General features: G+C 70.3%; 21 protein-coding genes. 12 read left to right on the forward strand and 9 right to left on the reverse strand.

Annotation, left to right across the window (positions count from 1 at the left end):
* Nucleotides 1–27: 27 nt before the first annotated feature.
* The gene (locus DDJ31_RS16160; RefSeq protein ID WP_127179585.1) at nt 28–531 is read left to right on the forward strand and encodes a hypothetical protein; all 504 of its coding nucleotides are present in this window, start codon (nt 28–30) and stop codon (nt 529–531) included.
* A gap of 70 nt (nt 532–601) precedes the next feature.
* Here DDJ31_RS16160 and ppc read toward each other — a convergent pair whose 3' ends face one another.
* Nucleotides 602–3,346 (reverse strand): phosphoenolpyruvate carboxylase, encoded by a 2,745-nt coding sequence (gene ppc / locus DDJ31_RS16165; RefSeq protein ID WP_127179584.1) that lies wholly within the window; start codon nt 3,344–3,346, stop codon nt 602–604.
* 310 nt (nt 3,347–3,656) lie between these two features.
* On the opposite strand from ppc, the gene DDJ31_RS16170 reads away from it, so the two are divergent.
* Nucleotides 3,657–4,670, forward strand: a complete 1,014-nt coding sequence (locus DDJ31_RS16170) for an acyl-CoA desaturase (protein ID WP_127179583.1) — start codon at nt 3,657–3,659, stop codon at nt 4,668–4,670.
* Nucleotides 4,667–5,344: a TetR/AcrR family transcriptional regulator gene (locus DDJ31_RS16175; protein WP_127179582.1), complete on the forward strand. Its 678-nt coding sequence runs from the start codon at nt 4,667–4,669 to the stop codon at nt 5,342–5,344. The genes DDJ31_RS16170 and DDJ31_RS16175 overlap by 4 nt, the downstream gene beginning before the upstream one ends.
* Before the next feature lie 197 nt (nt 5,345–5,541).
* On the opposite strand, the gene DDJ31_RS16180 is transcribed toward DDJ31_RS16175, so the two are convergent.
* Nucleotides 5,542–5,715 carry a CsbD family protein gene (locus DDJ31_RS16180; RefSeq protein ID WP_093828070.1) on the reverse strand — a complete coding sequence of 58 codons (174 nt, stop codon included), beginning with the start codon at nt 5,713–5,715 and terminating at the stop codon, nt 5,542–5,544.
* A gap of 100 nt (nt 5,716–5,815) precedes the next feature.
* Nucleotides 5,816–6,628 carry a trans-aconitate 2-methyltransferase gene (locus tag DDJ31_RS16185; protein ID WP_240678193.1) on the reverse strand — a complete coding sequence of 271 codons (813 nt, stop codon included), beginning with the start codon at nt 6,626–6,628 and terminating at the stop codon, nt 5,816–5,818.
* 89 nt (nt 6,629–6,717) lie between these two features.
* Between DDJ31_RS16185 and tamR the strand changes: the two genes are divergently transcribed.
* Complete coding sequence (gene tamR, locus DDJ31_RS16190; protein WP_127179580.1) at nt 6,718–7,215, forward strand: MarR family transcriptional regulator TamR; 498 nt, start codon at nt 6,718–6,720, stop codon at nt 7,213–7,215.
* Here tamR and DDJ31_RS16195 read toward each other — a convergent pair.
* The gene (locus tag DDJ31_RS16195; RefSeq protein ID WP_127179579.1) at nt 7,174–7,941 is read right to left on the reverse strand and encodes a LuxR C-terminal-related transcriptional regulator; all 768 of its coding nucleotides are present in this window, start codon (nt 7,939–7,941) and stop codon (nt 7,174–7,176) included. The genes tamR and DDJ31_RS16195 overlap by 42 nt on opposite strands.
* A 264-nt stretch (nt 7,942–8,205) precedes the next feature.
* Here DDJ31_RS16195 and DDJ31_RS16200 point away from each other — a divergent pair, with 264 nt between their 5' ends.
* A complete protein-coding gene (locus DDJ31_RS16200; protein ID WP_127179578.1) occupies nt 8,206–8,682 on the forward strand; it encodes a GNAT family N-acetyltransferase in 477 nt (158 codons plus the stop codon).
* On the opposite strand, the gene DDJ31_RS16205 is transcribed toward DDJ31_RS16200, so the two are convergent.
* A complete protein-coding gene (locus DDJ31_RS16205; protein ID WP_164784954.1) occupies nt 8,679–9,386 on the reverse strand; it encodes an ATP-binding protein in 708 nt (235 codons plus the stop codon). The genes DDJ31_RS16200 and DDJ31_RS16205 overlap by 4 nt on opposite strands.
* A 163-nt stretch (nt 9,387–9,549) precedes the next feature.
* On the opposite strand from DDJ31_RS16205, the gene DDJ31_RS16210 reads away from it, so the two are divergent.
* The 3 genes from DDJ31_RS16210 to DDJ31_RS16220 all read left to right on the forward strand — a co-directional run bounded on the left by DDJ31_RS16210 (nt 9,550) and on the right by DDJ31_RS16220 (nt 12,262).
* Nucleotides 9,550–10,416 (forward strand): helix-turn-helix domain-containing protein, encoded by an 867-nt coding sequence (locus tag DDJ31_RS16210; protein ID WP_127179576.1) that lies wholly within the window; start codon nt 9,550–9,552, stop codon nt 10,414–10,416.
* Nucleotides 10,413–10,637: a DUF397 domain-containing protein gene (locus DDJ31_RS16215; protein WP_127179575.1), complete on the forward strand. Its 225-nt coding sequence runs from the start codon at nt 10,413–10,415 to the stop codon at nt 10,635–10,637. Before DDJ31_RS16210 ends, DDJ31_RS16215 begins: the two co-directional genes overlap by 4 nt.
* A 116-nt stretch (nt 10,638–10,753) precedes the next feature.
* Nucleotides 10,754–12,262 (forward strand): hypothetical protein, encoded by a 1,509-nt coding sequence (locus DDJ31_RS16220; RefSeq protein WP_127179574.1) that lies wholly within the window; start codon nt 10,754–10,756, stop codon nt 12,260–12,262.
* A 68-nt stretch (nt 12,263–12,330) separates the two neighbouring features.
* Here DDJ31_RS16220 and DDJ31_RS16225 read toward each other — a convergent pair whose 3' ends face one another.
* Nucleotides 12,331–12,852, reverse strand: coding sequence for an NUDIX domain-containing protein (locus tag DDJ31_RS16225; protein WP_164784953.1), 522 nt, complete (start codon nt 12,850–12,852; stop codon nt 12,331–12,333).
* A gap of 214 nt (nt 12,853–13,066) precedes the next feature.
* Between DDJ31_RS16225 and amcB the strand changes: the two genes are divergently transcribed.
* The 3 genes from amcB to DDJ31_RS16240 all read left to right on the forward strand — a co-directional run bounded on the left by amcB (nt 13,067) and on the right by DDJ31_RS16240 (nt 15,164).
* On the forward strand, nt 13,067–14,218 hold the full coding sequence (gene amcB, locus DDJ31_RS16230) for a cyclophane-forming radical SAM peptide maturase AmcB (RefSeq protein ID WP_127179572.1): 1,152 nt from the start codon (nt 13,067–13,069) through the stop codon (nt 14,216–14,218).
* A complete protein-coding gene (amcA, locus tag DDJ31_RS16235) occupies nt 14,215–14,403 on the forward strand; it encodes a multiple cyclophane-containing RiPP AmcA (protein WP_127179571.1) in 189 nt (62 codons plus the stop codon). Before amcB ends, amcA begins: the two co-directional genes overlap by 4 nt.
* Before the next feature lie 71 nt (nt 14,404–14,474).
* The gene (locus DDJ31_RS16240; RefSeq protein WP_164784952.1) at nt 14,475–15,164 is read left to right on the forward strand and encodes a pentapeptide repeat-containing protein; all 690 of its coding nucleotides are present in this window, start codon (nt 14,475–14,477) and stop codon (nt 15,162–15,164) included.
* A gap of 98 nt (nt 15,165–15,262) precedes the next feature.
* Here the strand turns inward: DDJ31_RS16240 and galK are convergent, their stop codons facing one another.
* Genes galK through galT form a run of 3 tightly spaced genes read right to left on the reverse strand, consistent with a single transcriptional unit; the run spans nt 15,263 to nt 18,449 of the window.
* Nucleotides 15,263–16,417 (reverse strand): galactokinase, encoded by a 1,155-nt coding sequence (gene galK, locus DDJ31_RS16245; protein WP_127179569.1) that lies wholly within the window; start codon nt 16,415–16,417, stop codon nt 15,263–15,265.
* Entirely contained in the window at nt 16,417–17,385 is a 969-nt protein-coding gene (gene galE / locus DDJ31_RS16250) for a UDP-glucose 4-epimerase GalE (protein WP_127179568.1), read from the reverse strand. Before galE ends, galK begins: the two co-directional genes overlap by 1 nt.
* A complete protein-coding gene (gene galT, locus DDJ31_RS16255) occupies nt 17,385–18,449 on the reverse strand; it encodes a galactose-1-phosphate uridylyltransferase (RefSeq protein WP_127179567.1) in 1,065 nt (354 codons plus the stop codon). The genes galE and galT overlap by 1 nt, the downstream gene beginning before the upstream one ends.
* Before the next feature lie 181 nt (nt 18,450–18,630).
* Here galT and DDJ31_RS16260 point away from each other — a divergent pair, with 181 nt between their 5' ends.
* On the forward strand, nt 18,631–20,319 hold the full coding sequence (locus DDJ31_RS16260) for a sodium:solute symporter family protein (RefSeq protein WP_127179566.1): 1,689 nt from the start codon (nt 18,631–18,633) through the stop codon (nt 20,317–20,319).
* The last annotated feature ends 29 nt before the right edge of the window (nt 20,320–20,348 follow it).

Consider the following 20,348-nt stretch of genomic DNA (forward strand, 5'->3'; position numbering starts at 1 on the left):
AGTTGACCGCACGCAGTGCCATGGCCAATGATCCCGGCCATGCCGGCCTCCTCCGCTCCGTCCCGCCGGATCGCGGGTTCCGTCCTGCGGTTCGGGCGGCTCGCGTCGATGGGCACGCTCACCCTGCTCATCCTGGTCGCCGGGGTGTGGGCGTCCTGGGGCACCGCGCACCATGTGATGCTCACCAAGGGGCGTGAGCGGGGCACGGTCGTGGTGACGGCGTGCGGGGAGTCGACCTGTACGGGGCCTTTCACGCCGGTGACCGCCGGGTCGCAGCCGCGTGCCCGGGTGGTGATCGAGAAGTCGTACGCGGTCCGCGCGGGCCGTACCTACGACGTCGTCGTGAAGCCGGGCGGTGACGAGGTGGTGCGCTCGGGTCCGGCCGGCATCCTCTACGCCTGGGTGCCGCTGGCGGGGGCGCTGCTGCTGGCGTCGGTCGTGGTGGCGGGCGGTCTGGGGCTCGGCCGGCTGGGCAAGCTGCTGGCCGGGGCGGGGATCGCGCTGCTGACGGCCGCTTTCCTGACCGGGTAGCCGCGGGACGTGACACGAGGGGTGCCCCGGGCGGGGCACCCCTCGTGTCGTGTGCGGTGGCGCCTGGGCGTCAGCCGGTGTTGCGCAGGCCGGCCGCGACGCCGTTGACGGTCAGCAGGAGGGCGCGGGCCAGCAGCGGGTCCGGGTCCTGTCCTGCGGCGGCCGCGTCGCGCTGGCGCTTGAGCAGGGTCACCTGGAGGTAGGAGATCGGGTCCAGGTAGGCGTCACGGATGGTGAAGGTCTGCTTCAGCACCGGGGTGGCGGCGAGGAGTTCGCTCTCTCCGGTGACGCGCAGCACCTCGCGGACGGTCAGTTCGTGTTCGGCGCGGATGGTGTCGAAGACGTGCTTCAGCTCGTCGGGGACGAGGGTGTCGACGTAGTGGGACGCGATCCGCAGGTCGGTCTTGGCGAGCGTCATCTCGACGTTGGAGATGAAGTTGCGGAAGAAGTGCCACTGTCCGTGCATCTCGTCGAGGACGGTGTCGCCCTCCTGCCGCAGGCCCGCCTCGCGCAGGGCCTTGAGTCCGGAGCCGACGCCGTACCAGCCGGGCACGATCTGCCGGGACTGGGTCCAGCCGAACACCCAGGGGATGGCGCGCAGTCCGTCGAGGGAGACGCCGGAGCCGGGGCGGCGGGAGGGGCGGGAGCCGAGGTGCAGGTCGGCGAGCTGGTCGACGGGGGTCGAGGCGAGGAAGTACGTCGGCAGGTCCGGGTCCTCGACGAGCTTGCGGTACGCGGCGTGCGCGGCGTCCGACACGACGTCCATCGCCGCGTCCCAGCGGGCGAGCGCCTCGTCGGACTGGCGGGGGGCGGTGTGCAGCGCGGACGCCTGGAGGGTGGCCGCGACGGTCAGTTCGAGGTTCTCCCTGGCCAGGGACGGCACCAGGTACTTGTCGGAGATGACCTCGCCCTGCTCGGTCACCTTGATCTCGCCCTCCAGGGTGCCCCAGGGCTGGGCGAGGATCGCGTCGTGCGAGGGGCCGCCGCCGCGGCCGACGGTGCCGCCGCGGCCGTGGAAGAGGCGCAGCCGCACGCCGTAGCGGTGGGCGACGTCGCGCAGCCTGCGCTGGGCGCGGTGGATCTCCCACTGGGAGGTGGTGATGCCGCCGAACTTGGAGGAGTCGGAGTAGCCGAGCATGACCTCCTGGACGTCTCCGCGCAGCGCGACCAGGCGCCGGTAGGAGGGGTCGGAGAGCATCTCCTCCAGGATGGTGTCGGCGGCCTTGAGTTCGTCGGTGGTCTCCAGGAGGGGCACGATGCCGATCCTGGCCCAGCCGGCGTGCAGGTCGAGGAGGCCGGCCTCGCGGGCCAGTACGGCGGCGGCGAAGACGTCGTCGGCGCCCTGGCACATGGAGATGATGTACGACTCGATGACCTCGGGTCCGAAGACTTCGAGGGCGCGCTTGACGGTCTGGAAGACGCCGAGGGTCTTCTCGCCCGCCGCGTCGACGGGTGCGGGGGTGGCGGCGAGCGGGCGGCGGGAGCGCAGTTCCTTGGCGAGGAGCTTGGCGCGGTACTCGCGGGGCATGTCGGCGTAGCGCCAGGACTCCTCGCCGAGCCGGTCGAAGAGCTGGCCGAGGGCGTGGTGGTGGGCGTCGGCGTGTTCGCGTACGTCCATGGTGGCGAGCTGGAGGCCGAAGGCGGAGAGGGTGCGGATGGTGCGGTTCATCCGGCCGTCGGCGAAGAGGCCGCCGCGGTGTGCGCGCAGCGAGGTCTGGATGAGGACGAGGTCGGCGAGGAGTTCGGCGGTGCCGAGGTAGTCGCGGCCGTCCTCGTGGGGGGTGCCCTTGGCGAGGCGCTGCTTGGTGTTCTCCAGCTTCTGCCGGATGCAGGTGGCCTTGAGCCGGTAGGGCTCCTCGGCGTTGAGGCGCTTGTAGCGGGGGCTGATCTCGGGGAGCAGCTCCAGGTCGGTCTGGAGGGAGGAGAGGAGTTCCTCGGTGGCGCCGGTGTAGCGGATCGAGTTGGAGAGGAAGCCGCGGAGTTCGTCGATCATCTCCAGGGCGTCGTTGATGCCGTGCTCGTGCTGGAGGATGAGGACGTCCCAGGTCACCTGGGGGGTGACGTTGGGGTTGCCGTCGCGGTCGCCGCCGATCCAGGTGCCGAAGGTGAGGGGGCGGGTGTGGTCGGGCAGGGTGACGCCGACCCGTTCGAGTTCGGCGGTGAGGTCCTCCAGGACGTCGCCGACGGCGCCGGCGTGGAGTTCGTCGAGGTAGTAGATGGCGTTGCGGGCCTCGTCGGCGGGCTCGGGGCGCACCACGCGGAGTTCGTCGGTCTGCCAGACCAGGTCGATGTTCTCGGCGAGCCGGGTGTCGTAGCGGCGCCGGTCGGCCTCGATGACCGGGGTCTCCAGGAGGGTGGCGATGCGCCGGAGCTTGTTGAGGACGGAGCGGCGGGCGGCCTCGGTGGGGTGGGCGGTGAAGACGGGGCGGACGTTGAGGTTGGCGACCGTCTGCCGCAGGTGCTCGGGGTCGGCGTCCTTGAGGCGGTCGGCGGTGCGGGCGAGGAGGCTGCCCTCGGCGGCGCGCTTGGCGCGCAGTTCGCGGCCGCGGTGCACCTGTTCGGTGACGTTGGCGAGGTGGAAGTAGGTGGAGAAGGCGCGGACCAGTTTGGCGGCGGTCTCCAGTTCGATGCCGCGCAGCAGTTCGGCGGCTGCTTCGCCGTCCTCCCGGGTGAGGCGGCGGACCTTTTCGACCAGGTCGAGCAGTTCGGGCCCTTCCTGCCGGACGAGGGCCTCGCCGAGGAGGTCGCCCAGGCGCCGGATGTCGGCGCGCAGCTCGCTGCTGGTGGTCGTGGTCTGGTCGTCGGCACTGCTCACAGGTGCGGCTCCTTGCAGTGTTGAAGCTCGTCCGAGTGGGGAACCCGGTGGGCCGAGCCGGGCGGCGGGCGCCGCTCGCGGCTCTGGCAACCGGGAAGAAAACAGAGCGGACCGCGCTGTCCGACCGACTCCAAGGATAGGTGGCCGGGCGGACGCGGAGAATCTCGGGCTCGTGCCGCGAGGCGGCGCACTGCCATACTTACGTCGCCGTAGGTTACGGAACCGTAGGGACCGACGTAACGGAACCCGGGCACGGTGGCCGCGACCGCACCGGCATCTGCCTCCATCCTCGACCCCACAGGGGACGCCCATGACCTCAAGGTCCGATGTGATCGATGACGCCCGGCCGGGGGACGGCTATCCGTCCGCGCCCTCCGCGACCCTGGGTGGTGAAAAGAAGCGCTCGATCGAGCAGATCTCGCTGCTGGCCTTCATCATTGTCCCGTTCCTCGCGCTGGTCGCGGCGGTGCCCCTGGCGTGGGGGTTCGGCGGGGTGAGCTGGCTCGACCTGGGCCTGCTGGTGTTCTTCTACTACCTGGGCTGCCACGGCATCACGATCGGTTTCCACCGGTACTTCACGCACGGCGCCTTCAAGGCCAAGCGGCCCTTGCGGATCGCGTTGGCGGTCATGGGGTCGATGGCGGTGGAGGGGCCGCTGGTGCGCTGGGTGGCCGATCACCGCAAGCACCACAAGTTCTCCGACGCGGACGGCGACCCGCACTCGCCGTGGCGGTTCGGGGAGAGCGTCCCGGCGCTGATGAAGGGCCTGTGGTGGGCGCACATCGCATGGATGTTCGACGAGGAGCAGACCTCGCAGGAGAAGTACGCGCCCGATCTGATCAAGGACCCGGCCATCCGGGCGATCTCCCGGCAGTTCGTGTACTGGACAGCGCTGTCGCTGGCGCTGCCGCCGCTGATCGGCGGTCTGGTGACGATGTCGTGGTGGGGTGCGTTCACCGCGTTCTTCTGGGGCTCACTCGTTCGGGTGGCTCTGCTGCACCATGTGACCTGGTCGATCAACTCGATCTGTCACGCGGTGGGCAAGCGTCCCTTCAAGTCGCGGGACCGCTCGGGCAACGTGTGGTGGCTCGCGGTGCTGTCCTGCGGCGAGTCCTGGCACAACCTGCACCACGCCGACCCGACCTCCGCGCGGCACGGTGTGGAGCGCGGCCAGCTCGACTCGTCGGCCCGGCTGATCCGCTGGTGCGAGCAGCTCGGCTGGGCCTCGGACGTGCGCTGGCCGTCACGCTCGCGTATCGATTCCCGCCGCAACCCGGACCAGGGAGGATCCCGGCGCCGGAAGGAGACGGCCGAGGCGGCATGATTGACGCCGTGGCGACCGACTCCAGCAGCACCCCGAGCAACGACAAGCAGCGGCGGGTCCGCCGCACCCGGATGACCGGCGCCGAGCGCCGCCAGCAGTTGTTGGAGATCGGCCGCACCCTGTTCGCCGCGAAGGGGTTCGAGGGCACGTCGGTGGAGGAGATCGCCGCCAAGGCCGGGGTCTCCAAGCCGGTGGTGTACGAGCACTTCGGCGGCAAGGAGGGGCTGTACGCGGTGGTCGTGGACCGCGAGATGCGGCGGCTGCTCGACATGGTCACCAGTTCGCTGACGGCGGGGCATCCGCGGGAGCTGTGCGAGCAGGCGGCGTTCGCGCTCCTCGACTACATCGAGGAGTACACGGACGGTTTCCGCATCCTGGTCCGCGACTCCCCCATCCCGCAGTCCACCGGGTCCTTCGCGTCCCTGATCTCGGACATCGCCACGCAGGTGGAGGACATCCTGGGCCGCGAGTTCCGCAACCGGGGCTTCGACTCCAAGCTGGCGCCGCTGTACGCGCAGGCCCTGGTGGGCATGGTGGCCCTGACCGGCCAGTGGTGGCTGGACGTGCGCCGCCCGAAGAAGGCGGAGGTCGCCGCCCATCTGGTGAATCTGGCCTGGCACGGGCTCGACGGCCTGGAGCAGAAGCCGCGGCTGATCGGCCACCGCAAGAACTGACCGACCGCGGGGGCGGCCACCGGTGGACGGGGCTGCGCCCGCTCCCCGGGTCCCGGCTCCGGGCACCCGGCGGGCCCCACCCGTCCCCGGCTCCGCGCACGCGACGGCGGGCCCCCAGCCGTCCCAGGCTGGGGGCCCGCCGTGTCTCCCCGGCGCCGCGGCGTCATCGGGCCGGGGTGGTCCGTGACGCGGGGGCGTCAGTGCTTGAAGACGTCCTTGGCCTTCTCCTTGGCCTGACGGGCGTCGCCCTTCATCTGGTCGGCACGGCCCTCGGCGGTCATCCGCTCGTTGCCGACGGCACGGCCCACGGTCTCCTTGGCCTTGCCCTTCATCTGCTCGACCTTGGCCTGGCCCTTCTGATCCTCAGCCACCGCTCATCACTTCCCTACTGGTACTGGTCGGACTCCGGTGCACAGTCCGGGTAACCGGCTTCTCCGGGCGCAAACCTCCCCTGTCCGCGCCGCCCCCGCGTCAGCCGTCCCTGCGGGCCACCGCGAAGATCCGGCGGAACGGGAACGGGGTGCCGTGCGCGGTCGCCGGGTAGGCCGATCGCAGGGCCGCGCGGTACTCGTCGACGAAGGCGTCCCGGGCCTCGGGGTCGTCGGCGAGGGCGGTCAGGACGGGCCGCAGTCCGGTGCCCTTGACCCAGTCGAGGACGGGGTCCTCGCCGGTCAGGAGGTGGAGGTAGGTGGTCTCCCAGACGTCGGCGGCGCAGCCGAGGCCGGTCAGCAGCGCCAGGTAGTGGCCGGGGGTGTGGACCGCGTCGCCGTGGCGCAGGACGCCGTCGAGGCGGTCGCGCCAGCGGGGGCCGGCGGCCAGGTCGCGCAGGGCGCGGTGGCTGGGGGCGTCGAAGTTGCCGGGGACCTGGAAGGCGAGGACGCCGCCGGGGGCGAGGGCGTCGATCCAGTCGGGGAAGCGGTCGGTGTGGCCGGGGACCCACTGGAGGGTGGCGTTGCTGACGATGAGGTCGTGGGGGCCCTCGGGGGTCCAGGTGCGGGCGTCGGCGGGGGCGAAGGCGATGCTGCCGCCGCCGGTGGTGGGGCCCTCGTGCGCGGTGTGGGCCCGGTCGAGCATCTCGGGGGAGTTGTCGTAGCCGGTGATGCGGGCGGTGGGCCAGCGGTCGGCGAGCAGGGCGGTGACGTTGCCCGGACCGCAGCCGAGGTCGGCGATCCTGGGCGGGGTGCCGGGCAGCCCGGGGACGCGGGCGAGCAGGTCGGTGAAGGGGCGGGCCCGGTGGTCGGCGTGGCGGAGGTACTGGGCGGGGTCCCAGACGGGGGAGGTCATGTCCGTCATCCTCACTCCCCATTTCTCTCGATGTCAAGAAACTTGAGATCAAGAGACTTCATGTCGACAGAACCACTACACTGATCGTCATGGAGGACGAGGTCGATCGGCTGGTCGCTGCGTGGCGCCGGGAGCGCCCGGACCTCGACGTGGAACCGCTCGAGGTGCTCAGCCGCGTGAGCAGGCTGGCCCGGCACCTGGACCGGGCACGCCGACTGGCCTTCGCGGAGCACAGTCTCGAGCCGTGGGAGTTCGACGTGCTGACCGCGCTCAGGCGCGCCGGGACGCCCTACCAGCTCTCGCCCGGACAACTGCTGACCCAGACCCTGGTCACCTCGGGCACCATGACCAACCGCATCGACAGGCTCGCCAAGAAGGGCCTGGTGGAGCGGCTGCCCGACCCCAGCGACCGGCGCGGGGTGCTGGTGCGGCTGACCGGCGAGGGCCAGGACCGCGCCGACCAGGCGCTGGCCGGACTGCTGGCCCAGGAACGCGCCATCCTGGCCGAGCTGTCCCGTGGGCAGCGCGGTGAACTGGCGTCCCTGCTACGCCAGTTGACCGCCCCGTTCGACAACATCCCCGGCTAGCTCGGCGGGGCCTACGCCGGCCCTGCGGGCGAGGGCCACGGCGGCGAGGGTGGAGTGCACGCCCAACTTGCCCAGCACGTTCTGCATATGGGTGCGGACGGTGTGCGGGGAGAGGTAGAGGCGCTCGGCGACGGCCTTGCGGCCCAGGCCCGCCACCATGCAGCGCAGCACCTCGCGTTCGCGCGGGGTGAGCGACTCCACCAGCCGCTCGCTCTCCGTGCGGTGCTTGCGGGCCGCCGTCAACTCCCGCAGGACGCCGGTGAGAAGGGCGGGCGGCAGATGCGTCTCGTCGCGCAGCACCCCGCGTATCACCGTCAGCAGCCGGGAGAGCGAGCAGTCCTTGGCCACCCATCCCGAGGCGCCGGCCTGGAGGGCGAGCGCCGCGCGGCGCGGGTCGTCCTTCTCGGCGAGGACCACGAACCGGACGTTCGGCTGCGCGGTGCGGACGCCGGTGACGAGGGAGATCCCGTCCACCGGGCCGTCGGCCGCGGCCTCCTGGAGCGGCGCGGCGGGCCGTACGCCCGGCGCGGCACCGCCCAGATCGGCGTCCACGAGCAGCACGTCGAACCTGCGGCCCTCGGCCGCGGCCCGGTCGAGGCTGCGCAGCGCGGCGGGACCGCTGCCCGCCGCGGTGACCTCGACGTCGGGCTCGGCGGCCAGCGCGGCCGCGAGCGACTCGGCGAAGATCCGGTGGTCGTCGACGACCAGGACTCGGATGCGAACCACGAAACCCCCTTCCCCGCGCTCGCACGGAGCGGGGGATACCTCATCGTCGGGAGACGGCACGGGCGCGGGCACGACGCCCGATGCGTGATGGCGGTGTTGCGCGGCACGGCCGCCGCCGTGCGGACCTGCTACCCCCCATGCGGACGTCGTACCCGCTTGTCTCGCCCCCTGATCAGCACCGGCCCCCACCGGTGCTGTTCATCAGAGTACGGGCGGCGGCGGACAGCGGAAGGCGAATCGCAGAACTGACGGTCCGGCGCGTTTATGGTGAGGCACATGTTTCGTCTGGAGACAGAAGTCGACAAATCCCGGCGCGATCTTCTCCGTTCGCGGCTCCTGGAGAGCAACACGGCGGCGTCACCGGTACTGAGAGCGCTGCGCGGAACCCCGGCCGAGCGCGAACGGCCGCTGCACGTTTGGGCGTTGGACGAGCGGGGGGCGATGGCGGGCGGCCTGGTCGGCCACACCTGGGCGTCCTGGCTGCACGTGACGTTCCTGTGGGTGGACGACCTGCACCGCGGCGCGGGCCTCGGCGGCCTGCTGCTGACGGAGGCGGAACGCCTCGCGACGACCGAGCGCGGCTGCACGGCGGCCCGACTGGAGACCTGGGACTTCCAGGCGCCGGACTTCTACCGCAAGAAGGGGTACGAGGTGGTGTGCGTGATCCCCGACTATCCGCCGGGCGTCACGGAGTACACGCTGACGAAGCGGCTGGGACCGCAGCCGGACGGTCGACGCTAGCGGGCCGCCCCGAGGAGACCCGGGACGAGGTCGAGTTCCGCCCAGACGGTCAGCCCGCGCCGGGTCAGCCGGGTGCCCCACCGATCGGCGAGCGCGTGGGTGATCAGCAGTCCCCGCCCCCGCTCCGCGCTGCCGCGGGCCGGCACGGGCCGGACCGGGGGCGCCTGCCCGCCCTCGTCGGTCACGCTGACGGAGGCCGTGGACACGGTGAAGGCGCAGCCCACCGCGATCGTGTGACTGACGGTGTGCTCCAGGGCGTTGGCGACGAGTTCGCCGGCGATCGACTCCAGGTCGTCCACCAGCGCCGGATCGAGCCCGCGCGCACGGGCCGCGTCCCTGACATGCCGGCGGGCGGCGCGGGCGGAGGCGAGATCGGCACCGGACACGGCGAGCGCGTCACCGGCACGCGGGCCGGGGGCGGCGAGACGGTCGCCCCGGCAGCGGGCGATGACGAGGACGTCGGCGAGGGCGTCGCACAACTGCCCCACCCAGTGCAGCGGTTCATCACCCTCCTCCACCCGAGCCTTCTGGACCCTGCTCAGCAACCGCTGTGCCAGATCGAGTTGGACGGCCTCGATCTGGTCGGCCATGCGGGAGGCGGGGCCATCGGGGGTGTCCGACACGAGCAGGGCGGGGTGGCGGTGGGGGCCGGACGGGGGGAGGTGGCGGTTGAGGCGGGGATCTCCGGTGGCGTCGTTCTGCACGGCAACTCCTGTGTCGGGGGATGAGAGTGAGGGTCATCTCCCCCGCTAAGATTCCAGCGAGAAAATTGTCTCGCAAGGAAAGTCACTCAAAAGGATGTCCCCTGCGACATCAGCCGCCAGGGTGGCCGTCCATCGATACGCTCCGCGCCAGGAGGTGGGAAACATGACCGACGCCCAACCCAACCTGCATCGAAGGCGCCTGGGCCTGGAGCTCCGCTCGCTGCGCAAGGCCACCGGGATGAATCTCGCCGAGGCGGCCGAGCGCCTGTGCCTGTCCGGCGCTTCGGCCCTGAGCAAGATCGAGAACGGCAAGCAACGGGTGCCCGGCATCGCCCTCGCGGGCTTCTTCGAGGTCTACGGCCTCCAGAAGAAGGACCGCGTCGAGAAGATCCGCAAGCTGGCGTCGCTGGCGAACTCGGGCAGGCGGGCGAACCTGTTCGATCAGTACCGGCAGTCCGTTCGCGACCCCTTCGCCGAGTACCTGCACCTGGAGGAACTGGCGTCCAAGTGCGAGACGTTCGCGTGGGTGATCCCCGGCCTGCTCCAGACCCCGGACTACGCCCGCGCGATCGTGGAACGCAGCCGTAAGTGGCACACCGGCCGGGAGATCGACAACTTCGTCGAACTACGCATGGCCAGACAGGAGGCCCTGCTGCGAGAGCAACCACTTCATCTGTGGTGCGTGCTCGACGAGTCGGCGCTCCTCCGGGAGGTCGGCGGAAGACAGGTGATGAAGGCCCAGCTTGAGCACCTGCTCCAGGTGTCGGAGGAGCACAAGCACGTGGCACTCCAGATACTGGCCTTCGCGCACGGGGCTCACGCCGGGATCGACGGCCCCTTCCACCTGCTGCACTTTCCCGTCGGACCGCCCGTGGTCGTGGTCGAGCCGATGACAACTTCGTTGTACCTGGAGGAAGATAGCGACATCGGGCGCTACGAGACGGCGTTCAGCCACCTCCGCGGCGAAGCCCTCGACGCGGAAGCCTCTCGGCGCCACATCGACGACTTGATCAAGGACCGCTACGCATGAAGAAGAAGATCGACCTCACCGAGGCCATATGGGTCAAGAGCGACCTCAGCAACGGCGGGGACAACTGCCTCGAGGTCGCCTTCGTCGACGGTGTGGTCGCTCTCCGCGACTCGAACGACGTCGGCGACCCCGACGCCAAGATCCTGATCATCTCCGAGGACGACTACCGCGCGTTCACCGGCGGAGTCGCGAAGGGCCAGCGGGATCTGCTCCTGCCGTGACGAGCGGGGCTGAGGAAGGCGACTCAGCCCGCGCGGATCCGTTCCACAGGGTCGTCGACGCCGTCGGCTCCGGCGTGCTTCTTGAATGAGCGACCGCATCGCGGCGGAGGCGAAACATGAAGACGGTGCACGCGGGACTGGCGGCGTACGAGACGCGAGTGGGCGAGGCAGCTCGGACCCTGCTGCACAACCAGGGGTACGACGGTGGTTGGGGCCTCACCCTGACCTCGGTGTCCTCGATCGTCAACACCAGCGAGGTGCTGCCGATCCTGCGGGCCGCAGGCGTTGCCGGACAGCCGGTCCGGCAGGCGCTCGACTTCCTCACCGGCGCGATCCCTGAGCACTGCCGGCCCCGTCACAAGGGCGGACGTGGCGAACACACCCGGTTCATCGCCTTCGGTCTGGCCGGGCTGCTGTCCCACCCCCGGTTCTTTCACCACGCGGGCGTCGCGGAGGCCACAGCCTGGTGCGTCGACTGGCTGGAGGACCACCGGGTCGACCACGGATGGCCCGAGGTTCTCGGCCTCGACGACACCTCTCTGCACCAGACTGCCCTCGCGGTGCACGGGCTCGCCGAACTCAGGTGTGTACTGCACGACCTCGGCCCTGGGCTCCTCCTGCCCGGCGGGGTGGATACCAGCACCCTGCTGGAACGCGTCGAGCCGCTGATCGATCACGGCGTGCACGGATTGCTCTACCATCGCCGCCCCAGCGGGGCCTGGGGCTGGCGGACCTACATCGACACCGACCCCAGCCCGAGCAAGACCTCGCTGTGCCTGCTCGCGCTGTCGGCCGTCGCCTCCGGTACCGGGCCCGGCGGCGAACCCGCCTACCGCGACGATCCGCGGGAGGTGGGCGGCGTGCACGGTCCGGTGCAACGCAGGCAGCTGTCCGAGGTGGTCGTCGAGGCCGGCAAGTGGCTACTGCACAATCACCACCGCTGGGAGACCTTCGTCGAAGACGACAAGGACGTGCAGGGCACGGCCTGGGAACACATGGCGTACGCACTGTGCTGCCAGGCCGCCGTCCGGGCCGGGGCCGGTCCACGTGACCCCCGGCTGGCCAAGGCGTGGCGGTTGATGAACGAGCTGTGGGATCCAGAAGCCAGGCTCTGGAACGAGCCGGGCGCCTCAGGCCGGCGCGCCACCGTCCGGGCCGCGTACTACACGGTCTCGGCTTATGAGGAAGCGGCTCGGCACCTGGCTCGGACAAGCCTCACCGACAACGGCTCGGGAGACGTGCGTGAGCCGTCGGCCGACAGGGTCATCGAGCGGGTCGAACTCGGCCCCGGTCGCACGGTCCGCGTCAGCGCGACCGGCAGTGAGACCGCCGTGACCTGCGAGTTGACAGAGCGTCTGTTCGACCTGGTGAAGGTTGTCTTCGACGCCTCCGCGGTCGGGCTGTCGACCGAGCGGATCGCGGCAGCCCTCTACGTCGCGCCGTCCTCGGTGCCGAAGTACGTGCAGCGGCTGAACCAGGCGGTATCGGCAGCCCTTGGCGGCGCTCCGGCACGCCTGCTCCTGGCTGTGACGGTCGACGGGACCGGAGGGTATCGCCTTGCGGGACGAGGCCCTGCGGGGGACGCGGGACGGCTACGGCCAGGTGCGGGCAGACGAAGTCGATGACGGTGGCCGGCTGCCGCAATGGCGGCCCGCCGCATCGCGGGACGAGGCCGGCCCCGTGGCGCAGCGGGCTACGGCCGGGTGCGTTCCTCGGCCACCGGGTAGTTCAGCAGGGCGAATCGGGCCAGTGAGCGCACCTGGTCGAAGGTCTTGAGGCTGTCGAGGTCGTCGAGGCTGAACCAGTCCGCTCCGTGGACCTCCGCGCGTTCGGCCTCGACTGCCTGCTCGCGGGTGCCCGGCTGTCGCTTGACGTAGAAGAACTGGACCAGCGCCGGAGTGGGGAACCCCTCGCGCTCGATGTCCACATAGAACGGCACCGGCTCAGGGGTCGCGTTGTGGTCGGCGGGGTGGACGGGCGGCTGGCTGGAGATCGCCTCGACCACCAGCCCCGTCTCCTCCTTGAACTCGCGCACCGCGGTGCCGGCGAAGGACTCGCCGGGCTCGATGTGGCCACCGGGCGGGACCCACTTGTCGAAGCGGTTGTGGTGCACGAGGAGGACTCTGCCGTCCTCGACGAGGTAGCCCGAGCAGCAGTACACCAGGCCGACGTCACGGGAGGTCCGGCCGTCGTGAATCAGAATCGAGCGAGGCACGCCCGTCACGATAGCTCACGGGGGTGTGCCCGAACTCCGGTGCGGGGCACGCGCCTTCGGTGCGATGTCAGCGCCGCGAGAATGACATGTCAGCAGTGATGACAACGCGATGTCATCGCGTGCCGGGAGCAGCCGGACCCATGGTGGTGGCATCCCGAACCGCGGACCTCCGGCACGCGCCAGGGATTCCCTGTCCGACGTGGAGAGGACTCCGATGCGCTCTCGCCCGTCCTCGTGGCGTGCCCGGTACCACCAACGGTTCGCGGCCCCGCAGACCGTGGTGGTGCAGCCCACCACCTGGTGCAATCTGGACTGCCGGTACTGCTACCTGCCCTTTCGCAGGCTCAGGCACCAGATGTCCCCGGAGGTGGCCGAGGCCCTCGCGCAGGCCGTGGGCCGGCTCGACGACAGTGGCCATCCGATCGGCATCGTCTGGCACGGCGGGGAGCCGCTCGCCGTCGGCCGGCAGCACTTCCGGTCCCTGCTGGCACCGTTCGAGACGCTGCGCCGCGCGGGCCGTGTCCACCACTACGTGCAGACCAACGCGACGTTGATCACCGACACGTGGTGCGAGCTACTGGCCAGCTATGACGTCCGCGTGGGGGTGAGCATCGACGGGCCGGCCGCGTTGAACGCCGAGCGTGTCGGCCTTCGCGGCAAGCCTGCCTTCGACCGCATCCTCCGCGGCATCACCACTCTGCGTGAGTGCGGCGTCCCGTTCTCGGTCATCTCGGTGGTCGGCACGCTCGGCATCTCCATGCCGGAGGAGCTGATGGAGTTCCTGGACTCCCTGGGCGCTCGCTCGGTGGGCTTCAACATCGAGGAGATCGAAGGGGTCAACACCGATCGGGAGCCGCCCAACGCGCTTCAGGCCCAGGACTTCTGGCTTGGTGTCCTGACCTGGTCCGGTCAACACCCCGACGCACCGCAGGTGGGCGCGGTGGCGCGCCTCGCCGAGTACCTCCGTCTGATCAGATCCGGGCAGGGCGCCGAGTGGTCCGGGCGCCTCCTGGACCCGATCCCGACCGTCTCGTGGAAGGGGGACGTGGTCCTGCTCTCCCCGGAACTCGCAGACACGGCGGCGCCCGAGTACGGCGACTTCTCGGCAGGCAACATCCTCGAGCAGCCACTGGTCGAGATCCTCCGCGACGCGCACCGGCTCCGCTACGTACGCGACTTCCTCACCGGCCTGGACCGCTGCGAGGCCGCGTGCGAGTTCTTCGGCTTCTGCCGTGGAGCGCAGGCCGCCAACCGCTACTTCGAGAACGGCAGCCTCAAGTCCACCGAGACCAACTACTGCCGGGTCTCCCGGCAAGCGCTGGTCAAGGCCCTGTCCACACTCGCAGAGAAGGAGTCGGCCGTATGACGCTTCTGGAGGGTCTCGCCGCATCCGACGCCCCCGTCGTGATGAAGTTGGTGGGCACGCACGGCGCTCCGGCCCCGTCGATCGCTGGAACACCATGGGACAACCGGCCCACGTGGGACAACTGGAACAAGAACCCGGCCCCCTTCGACAACCGTCCGACCTGGGACAACTGGAACAAGAGGTAGCCGCTCGGTGCTGCCGGCCCCGAGCGGAGCGGCAGCACCCGGCGTCGCGTCTCCGCGCTGAAAGGCTCTTGATGGACACCCGCACGATCCGTCGGACCAGCGTCACCCTCCCCGCCCTGGACGAACCGGGCCTCTCCCTCTCCGACGTCACCTCGCTGGAGGGCGGACGAGGACGGCTCGCGGAGTTCCACTACGCCGACGGTGATCTGCGCGACCTCGATCTCGCCGACACGCACCTGCTCGACGGTCGGATCGCCGGCCTGAAGGCCCAGCGCACCCGCCTGGAGAGGCTCCGCGTCGATTCCGTGGAGTTCATCCGCTGCGACCTGGCCTCCCCGCAGTGGGCCGACAGCAGGATCTCCCGGTCGGTCTTCCGCGACTGCAAGCTCATGGGCGCCGCCTTCGAGGACGTCACGCTCGACAACGTGCTGTTCGAGAACTGCAAGCTCGACTACAGCGCCCTCACCCGTGTCCGGGCCACCGGACCCGTGATCTTCTCCGCATGCTCGCTGCGCGAGACGACCTTCGCCGCCGCAGACCTGTCCAACACTCTGATCGACGACTGCGATCTACGGCTGACGGAGTTCGACGGCGGGAAGTACCGCGGCCTGGACCTGCGGGGCAACACCCTCTCCCAGCTCCGCGGCCTCTCCTCGCTCAGGCAGGTCGTCATCGACCGGGCCCAGACGCTCCAACTGGCCGAGGCCCTCGCCGCCGAGCTGGACATCACCTTCGGCGAAGACCTCGCCGTCCACGCGTAGGCAGCCCGGCTCGTCGCCCCGCGTTCGCGGCGTTCGTCACCGGTCTGCCTCCCGCGCGCGGCCGGGCCGGGGCGCCGCGGATGGGCGGCGCCCCCCTGTCAGGACACCCGCAGCGCCCCCGCCGAAGGCACCGCCTCGAAGACCCGTGGGGTGGTGAACCCTGCGGTCGCGAAGGCCGATTCGATGGACTTGGTGAGTGTCTCGACGTCGGACGCCTCGGCCAGGACGATCGCCGAGCCGCCGAAGCCGCCGCCGGTCATCCGGGCGCCGAGCGCGCCGCCTGCCAGGGCGGTGTCGACGACCAGGTCCAACTCCGGGCAGGAGATGCGGAAGTCGTCGCGGAGCGAGGCGTGGCCCGCGGTGAGGACCTGGCCGATCGCGCGGGTCTCGCCCGACTCCAGCAGGGCGACGGCGTGTTCGACGCGCTGGTCCTCGGTGACGACGTGCCGCACCAGCCTGATCACCTCGTCGTCGTCGCCGAGGCGGGCCAGCGCCGCGTCGAGGCCGTCGTAGGGGATGTCGCGCAGCGCGTCCACGCCGAGGAGCGCGGCGCCCTTCTCGCAGCCGGCCCGGCGCTTGCCGTACTCGCCGTCGCTGTGGGCGTGTTTGACCTGGGTGTCGACGACCAGCAGCCGCATGCCCTCGGCGGCCAGGTCGAGCGGGATCTGCTTCTGGGAGAGGTCCCGGGTGTCGAGGAACAGGGCGTGGCCGCGCTCGCAGCAGGCGGACGCCGTCTGGTCCATGATGCCGGTGGGCGCCCCGACGTACACGTTCTCGGCGCGCTGGCACAGGCGGGCCAACTGCCAGCGCTTCAGGCCCAGTTCGAAGAGGTCGTCGAGGGCGAGGGCGATCACCACCTCCAGGGCCGCCGACGAGGACAGGCCCGCGCCGGTGGGGACCGTGGACGCCAGGTGGATGTCGGCGCCGGTGACGGCGTGGCCCGCCTCGCGCAGCGCCCAGACGACGCCCGCCGGGTACGCGGTCCAGCTCCGGTCGGTCTGGGGGGCCAGCGCGTCCAGGCGCAGTTCGGCCACTCCCCCCTCGACGTCCGCCGAGTGCAGGCGCAGCACGCCGTCGTCGCGGCGGGAGACGGCGGCCGTCGCCACGTGCGGCAGGGCGAACGGCATCACGAAACCGTCGTTGTAGTCGGTGTGTTCACCGATCAGGTTGACCCGGCCGGGCGCCGACCAGACCCCCTCGGGCTCGGCTCCGTACAAGTCGACGAAGCCCTGCCTGACCTGCTGTGCCCCCACTAGTGCTCCTTCGAGATGTGCTGCGCGAACTCCCAGGCGTCCGCGACGATACCCGCGAGGTCCGCGCGGGACGGCTGCCAGCCCAGCTTCTGGCGGGCGGCGTCGGCGGAGGCGACCAGGACGGCCGGGTCGCCGGCCCGGCGCGGGGCGCTCACCTCGGGGATCGGGTGGCCGGTGACCTGGCGGACCGTCTCGATGACCTCGCGGACCGAGAAGCCGTTGCCGTTGCCGAGGTTGCAGATCAGGTGCTCGCCGGGGGTGGCGGCCCGGACGGCGAGCAGATGGGCCTCGGCGAGGTCGGCGACGTGGATGTAGTCGCGCACGCAGGTGCCGTCGGGCGTCGGGTAGTCGTCGCCGTAGACGGAGATGGCCTCGCGCCTGCCCTGGGCGACCTGGAGGACCAGCGGGATGAGGTGCGACTCGGGGTCGTGCCGCTCACCGCTGCCGCCGTAGGCGCCCGCCACGTTGAAGTAGCGCAGGGAGACCGCGGCCAGGCCGTGCGCGGCGGCCTCGCCGCTGATCATGTGGTCGACGGCGAGCTTGGAGGCGCCGTAGGGGTTGGTGGGCTTCGTCGGGGCGCTCTCCACGATCGGGACCTGCTCGGGCTCGCCGTAGGTGGCGGCCGTGGAGGAGAAGACCAGCCGGCGCACGCCCGCGTCGCGCATCGCGCCGAGCAGCGCCATGGTGCCGCCGACGTTGTTGTCCCAGTACTTCTCGGGCCGCACGACGGACTCGCCGACCTGGGAGAAGGCGGCGAAGTGCAGGACCGCGTCGTAGGAGGGGTCCAGCCACTTGGCGGCGTCGCGGATGTCGCCCTCGACGAAGGCGGCGCCCGCCGGTACGCCCTCGCGGAAGCCGGTCGACAGGTTGTCCAGGACGGTGACCTCGTGGCCCGCCTCCAGCAGATGCCGGGCGACCACGCTGCCCACGTATCCCGCGCCCCCGGTGACCAGGTACTTACCGCTCATCAACTCGCTACCTCTCGCAGTCGCTCGGCCGCGCGCTCCGGCGGCACGTCGTTGATGAACACGTTCATGCCGGACTCGGAACCCGCGAGGAACTTCAGCTTGCCTGACGTACGGCGGATGGTGAAAAGCTCGAGGTGGAGCGCGAAGTCGTCCCGGTTGACGGCGGCGCTCCCGTCGAACGCCGCCGCGCCGAACGGGGCCTGGTGCCAGGCCGCGATGTACGGCGTCGGCGGCTCACCCTCGCCGAAGATCCGGTCGAAGCGCCTCAAGAGTTCCAGATAGAGCTGGGGGAACTCTGTGCGCGCGCCCTCGTCGAGGGCGAGCAGGTCGGGCACCCGGCGCTTGGGGTAGAGGTGGACCTCGTAGGGCCAGTGCGCCGCGTACGGCACGAAGGCCACCCAGTGTTCACCCTCCAGGACGACCCGCTCACCGGCGCGCTCGCGCTCCAGGACGGCGTCGAAGAGGTTCTCCCCGCCGGTCGCCTCCTTGTGGGCCGCGAGTTGGCGCAGCATCAGGGCGGTGCGAGGGGTGGTGAAGGGGTAGGCGTAGATCTGGCCATGGGGGTGACCCAGGGTCACGCCGATCTCGGCGCCACGGTTCTCGAAGCAGAACACCTGCTCGACGGAGGGAAGATGCGACAGCTCCGACGTACGGTCCGTCCACGCGTCGAGGACCAGCGCCGCCTGTTCCTCGGTGAGGTCGGCGAAGGACGCCTGGTGGTCGGAGGTGAAGCAGACGACCTCGCAGCGCCCGGAGTCCCCGGCCAGTGACGGGAAGCGGTTCTCGAAGACGACGACGTCGTACGCGGAGTCCGGGATCTCGCTCAGCCGCTCCCCGTTCGAGGGGCAGAGCGGGCACTCGTCGGCCGGGGGGTGGTAGATGCGGCCCTGGCGGTGCGAGGCGATGGCGACCGCGTCCCCGAGGAGCGGGTCGTGGCGGATCTCGGACGTGGTGACGGTGGGCTCCAGCGGGCGCCGGTCCACGGCGTCCCGCACGGTGTCGTCGCGCAGGTCGTAGTAGATCAGCTCGCGACCGTCGGCCAGCCGGGTCGAGGTCTTCTTCACTGCGACTCCTTATTCGAGTCACTCGAACAATCTTCAAACAGAACCGAACACATCGAAACACAAGGCATCACGAGCGTCAACATCACAATCAAACAAAGAGCATCAACAGAAGTGTTCAATAACTGAACACCGAGGCGTAGGTTCCGCACTGGATCAGTTCACGCGACGAAGCGAGATCTTCATGCAAACCCCCACACAACCCGCCTATCTGGCGGCCGAGCTGCGACTCCCCACGAACTGGCTCGACTACACGATCCTCGGTATCTACTTCGTGGTCGTGCTGGGAATCGGCTTCGCGGCCCGCCGCTCGGTCAAGACCAGCCTCGACTTCTTCCTGTCCGGACGTTCACTGCCCGCCTGGATCACCGGCCTGGCGTTCGTCTCGGCCAACCTGGCCGCCACCGAGATCCTCGGCATGGCCGCCAACAGCGCCCAGTACGGCGCCTACACCGTCCACTGGTACTGGATCGGCGCCATCCCGGCGATGGTCTTCCTCGGCCTGGTGATGATGCCGTTCTACTACGGCAGCAAGGTCCGCTCGGTCCCCGAGATGCTGCTGCTGCGCTTCGACAAGGCCGCCCACCAGTTGAGTTCGGTCCTGTTCGCCTTCGCCGCCATCCTGATCGCCGGGGTCAACCTCTACGCCCTCGCGATCGTCGTGGAGGCGCTGCTCGGCTGGCCGGAGTGGGTGGCGATCGTCGTCGCCGGCTTCTTCGTGCTGGCATACATCACCCTCGGCGGACTGTCGTCCGCGATCTACAACGAAGTCCTCCAGTTCTTCGTGATCCTGGCCGCCCTGATCCCCCTCACGATCCTCGGCCTGAAGAAGGTCGGCGGCTGGGACGGCCTGACCGACAAGCTCACCGCCTCGCACGGGGACGACTTCGTCACCGCCTGGGGCGGCACCGGCATCGGCAGCACCAACCCGCTCGGCGCCAACTGGCTGACCATCGTGCTCGGCCTCGGCTTCGTGCTGTCCTTCGGCTACTGGACCACCAACTTCGCCGAGGTGCAGCGCGCGCTGTCCGCGAAGAACCTGAGCGCGGCGAAGCGGACGCCGCTGATCGCCGCCTTCCCGAAGATCTTCATCGTCTTCCTGGTGATGATCCCGGGTCTGGTCGCCGCCGTCCTGGTGCCCAGCATCGGCACCAAGGACTCCGGTCTCCAGTACAACGACGCGATCCCCTACCTGATGCAGGAGTTGCTGCCCAACGGCGTCCTGGGCATCGCGGTGACCGGTCTGCTCGCGGCGTTCATGGCGGGCATGGCGGCCAACGTGTCGTCCTTCAACTCCGTGTTCACCAACGACATCTGGGCCAAGTACGTCGTCAAGGACCGTGAGGACGCGTACTACGTGCGCTTCGGCCGGCTGATCACCGCGATCGGTGTGCTCGCCTCGGTCGGCACGGCGTTCCTCGCCTCCTCGTTCTCGAACATCATGAGCTACCTCCAGACGCTGTTCTCCTTCTTCAACGTGCCGATGTTCGTGGTCTTCATCGTCGGCATGTTCTGGAAGCGCGCGTCCGCCAAGTCCGGCTTCTGGGGCCTGCTCGCGGGCACCGTCACCGCAATGGTCAACTACTTCGTCCTCTACAAGCAGGGCGTCATCTCGATCCCCTCCGACCAGGGCGCCAACTTCGTCTCCGCCATCGCGGGGTTCGTGGCCGGCGCGGTCGTGATGGTCGTCGTCTCCCTGTTCACCAAGCCGAAGCCGGCCGCCGAACTCCAGGGCCTGGTCTACGGCACCCGCTCCCCGGGGCTCTCCGAGGCGCCCGCCGAGGGCGACGACGCCTGGTACCGCAAGCCCGCGCTGCTGGGCTGGGGCGCCGTGATCCTGGCCGCCGTCTGCTACATCCCGTTCTCGTTCTGAGCCGGCCCTGCGACCGGGGAGCCCCTGAG

Source organism: Streptomyces griseoviridis, from assembly GCF_005222485.1.
GTDB lineage: Bacteria > Actinomycetota > Actinomycetes > Streptomycetales > Streptomycetaceae > Streptomyces > Streptomyces hintoniae.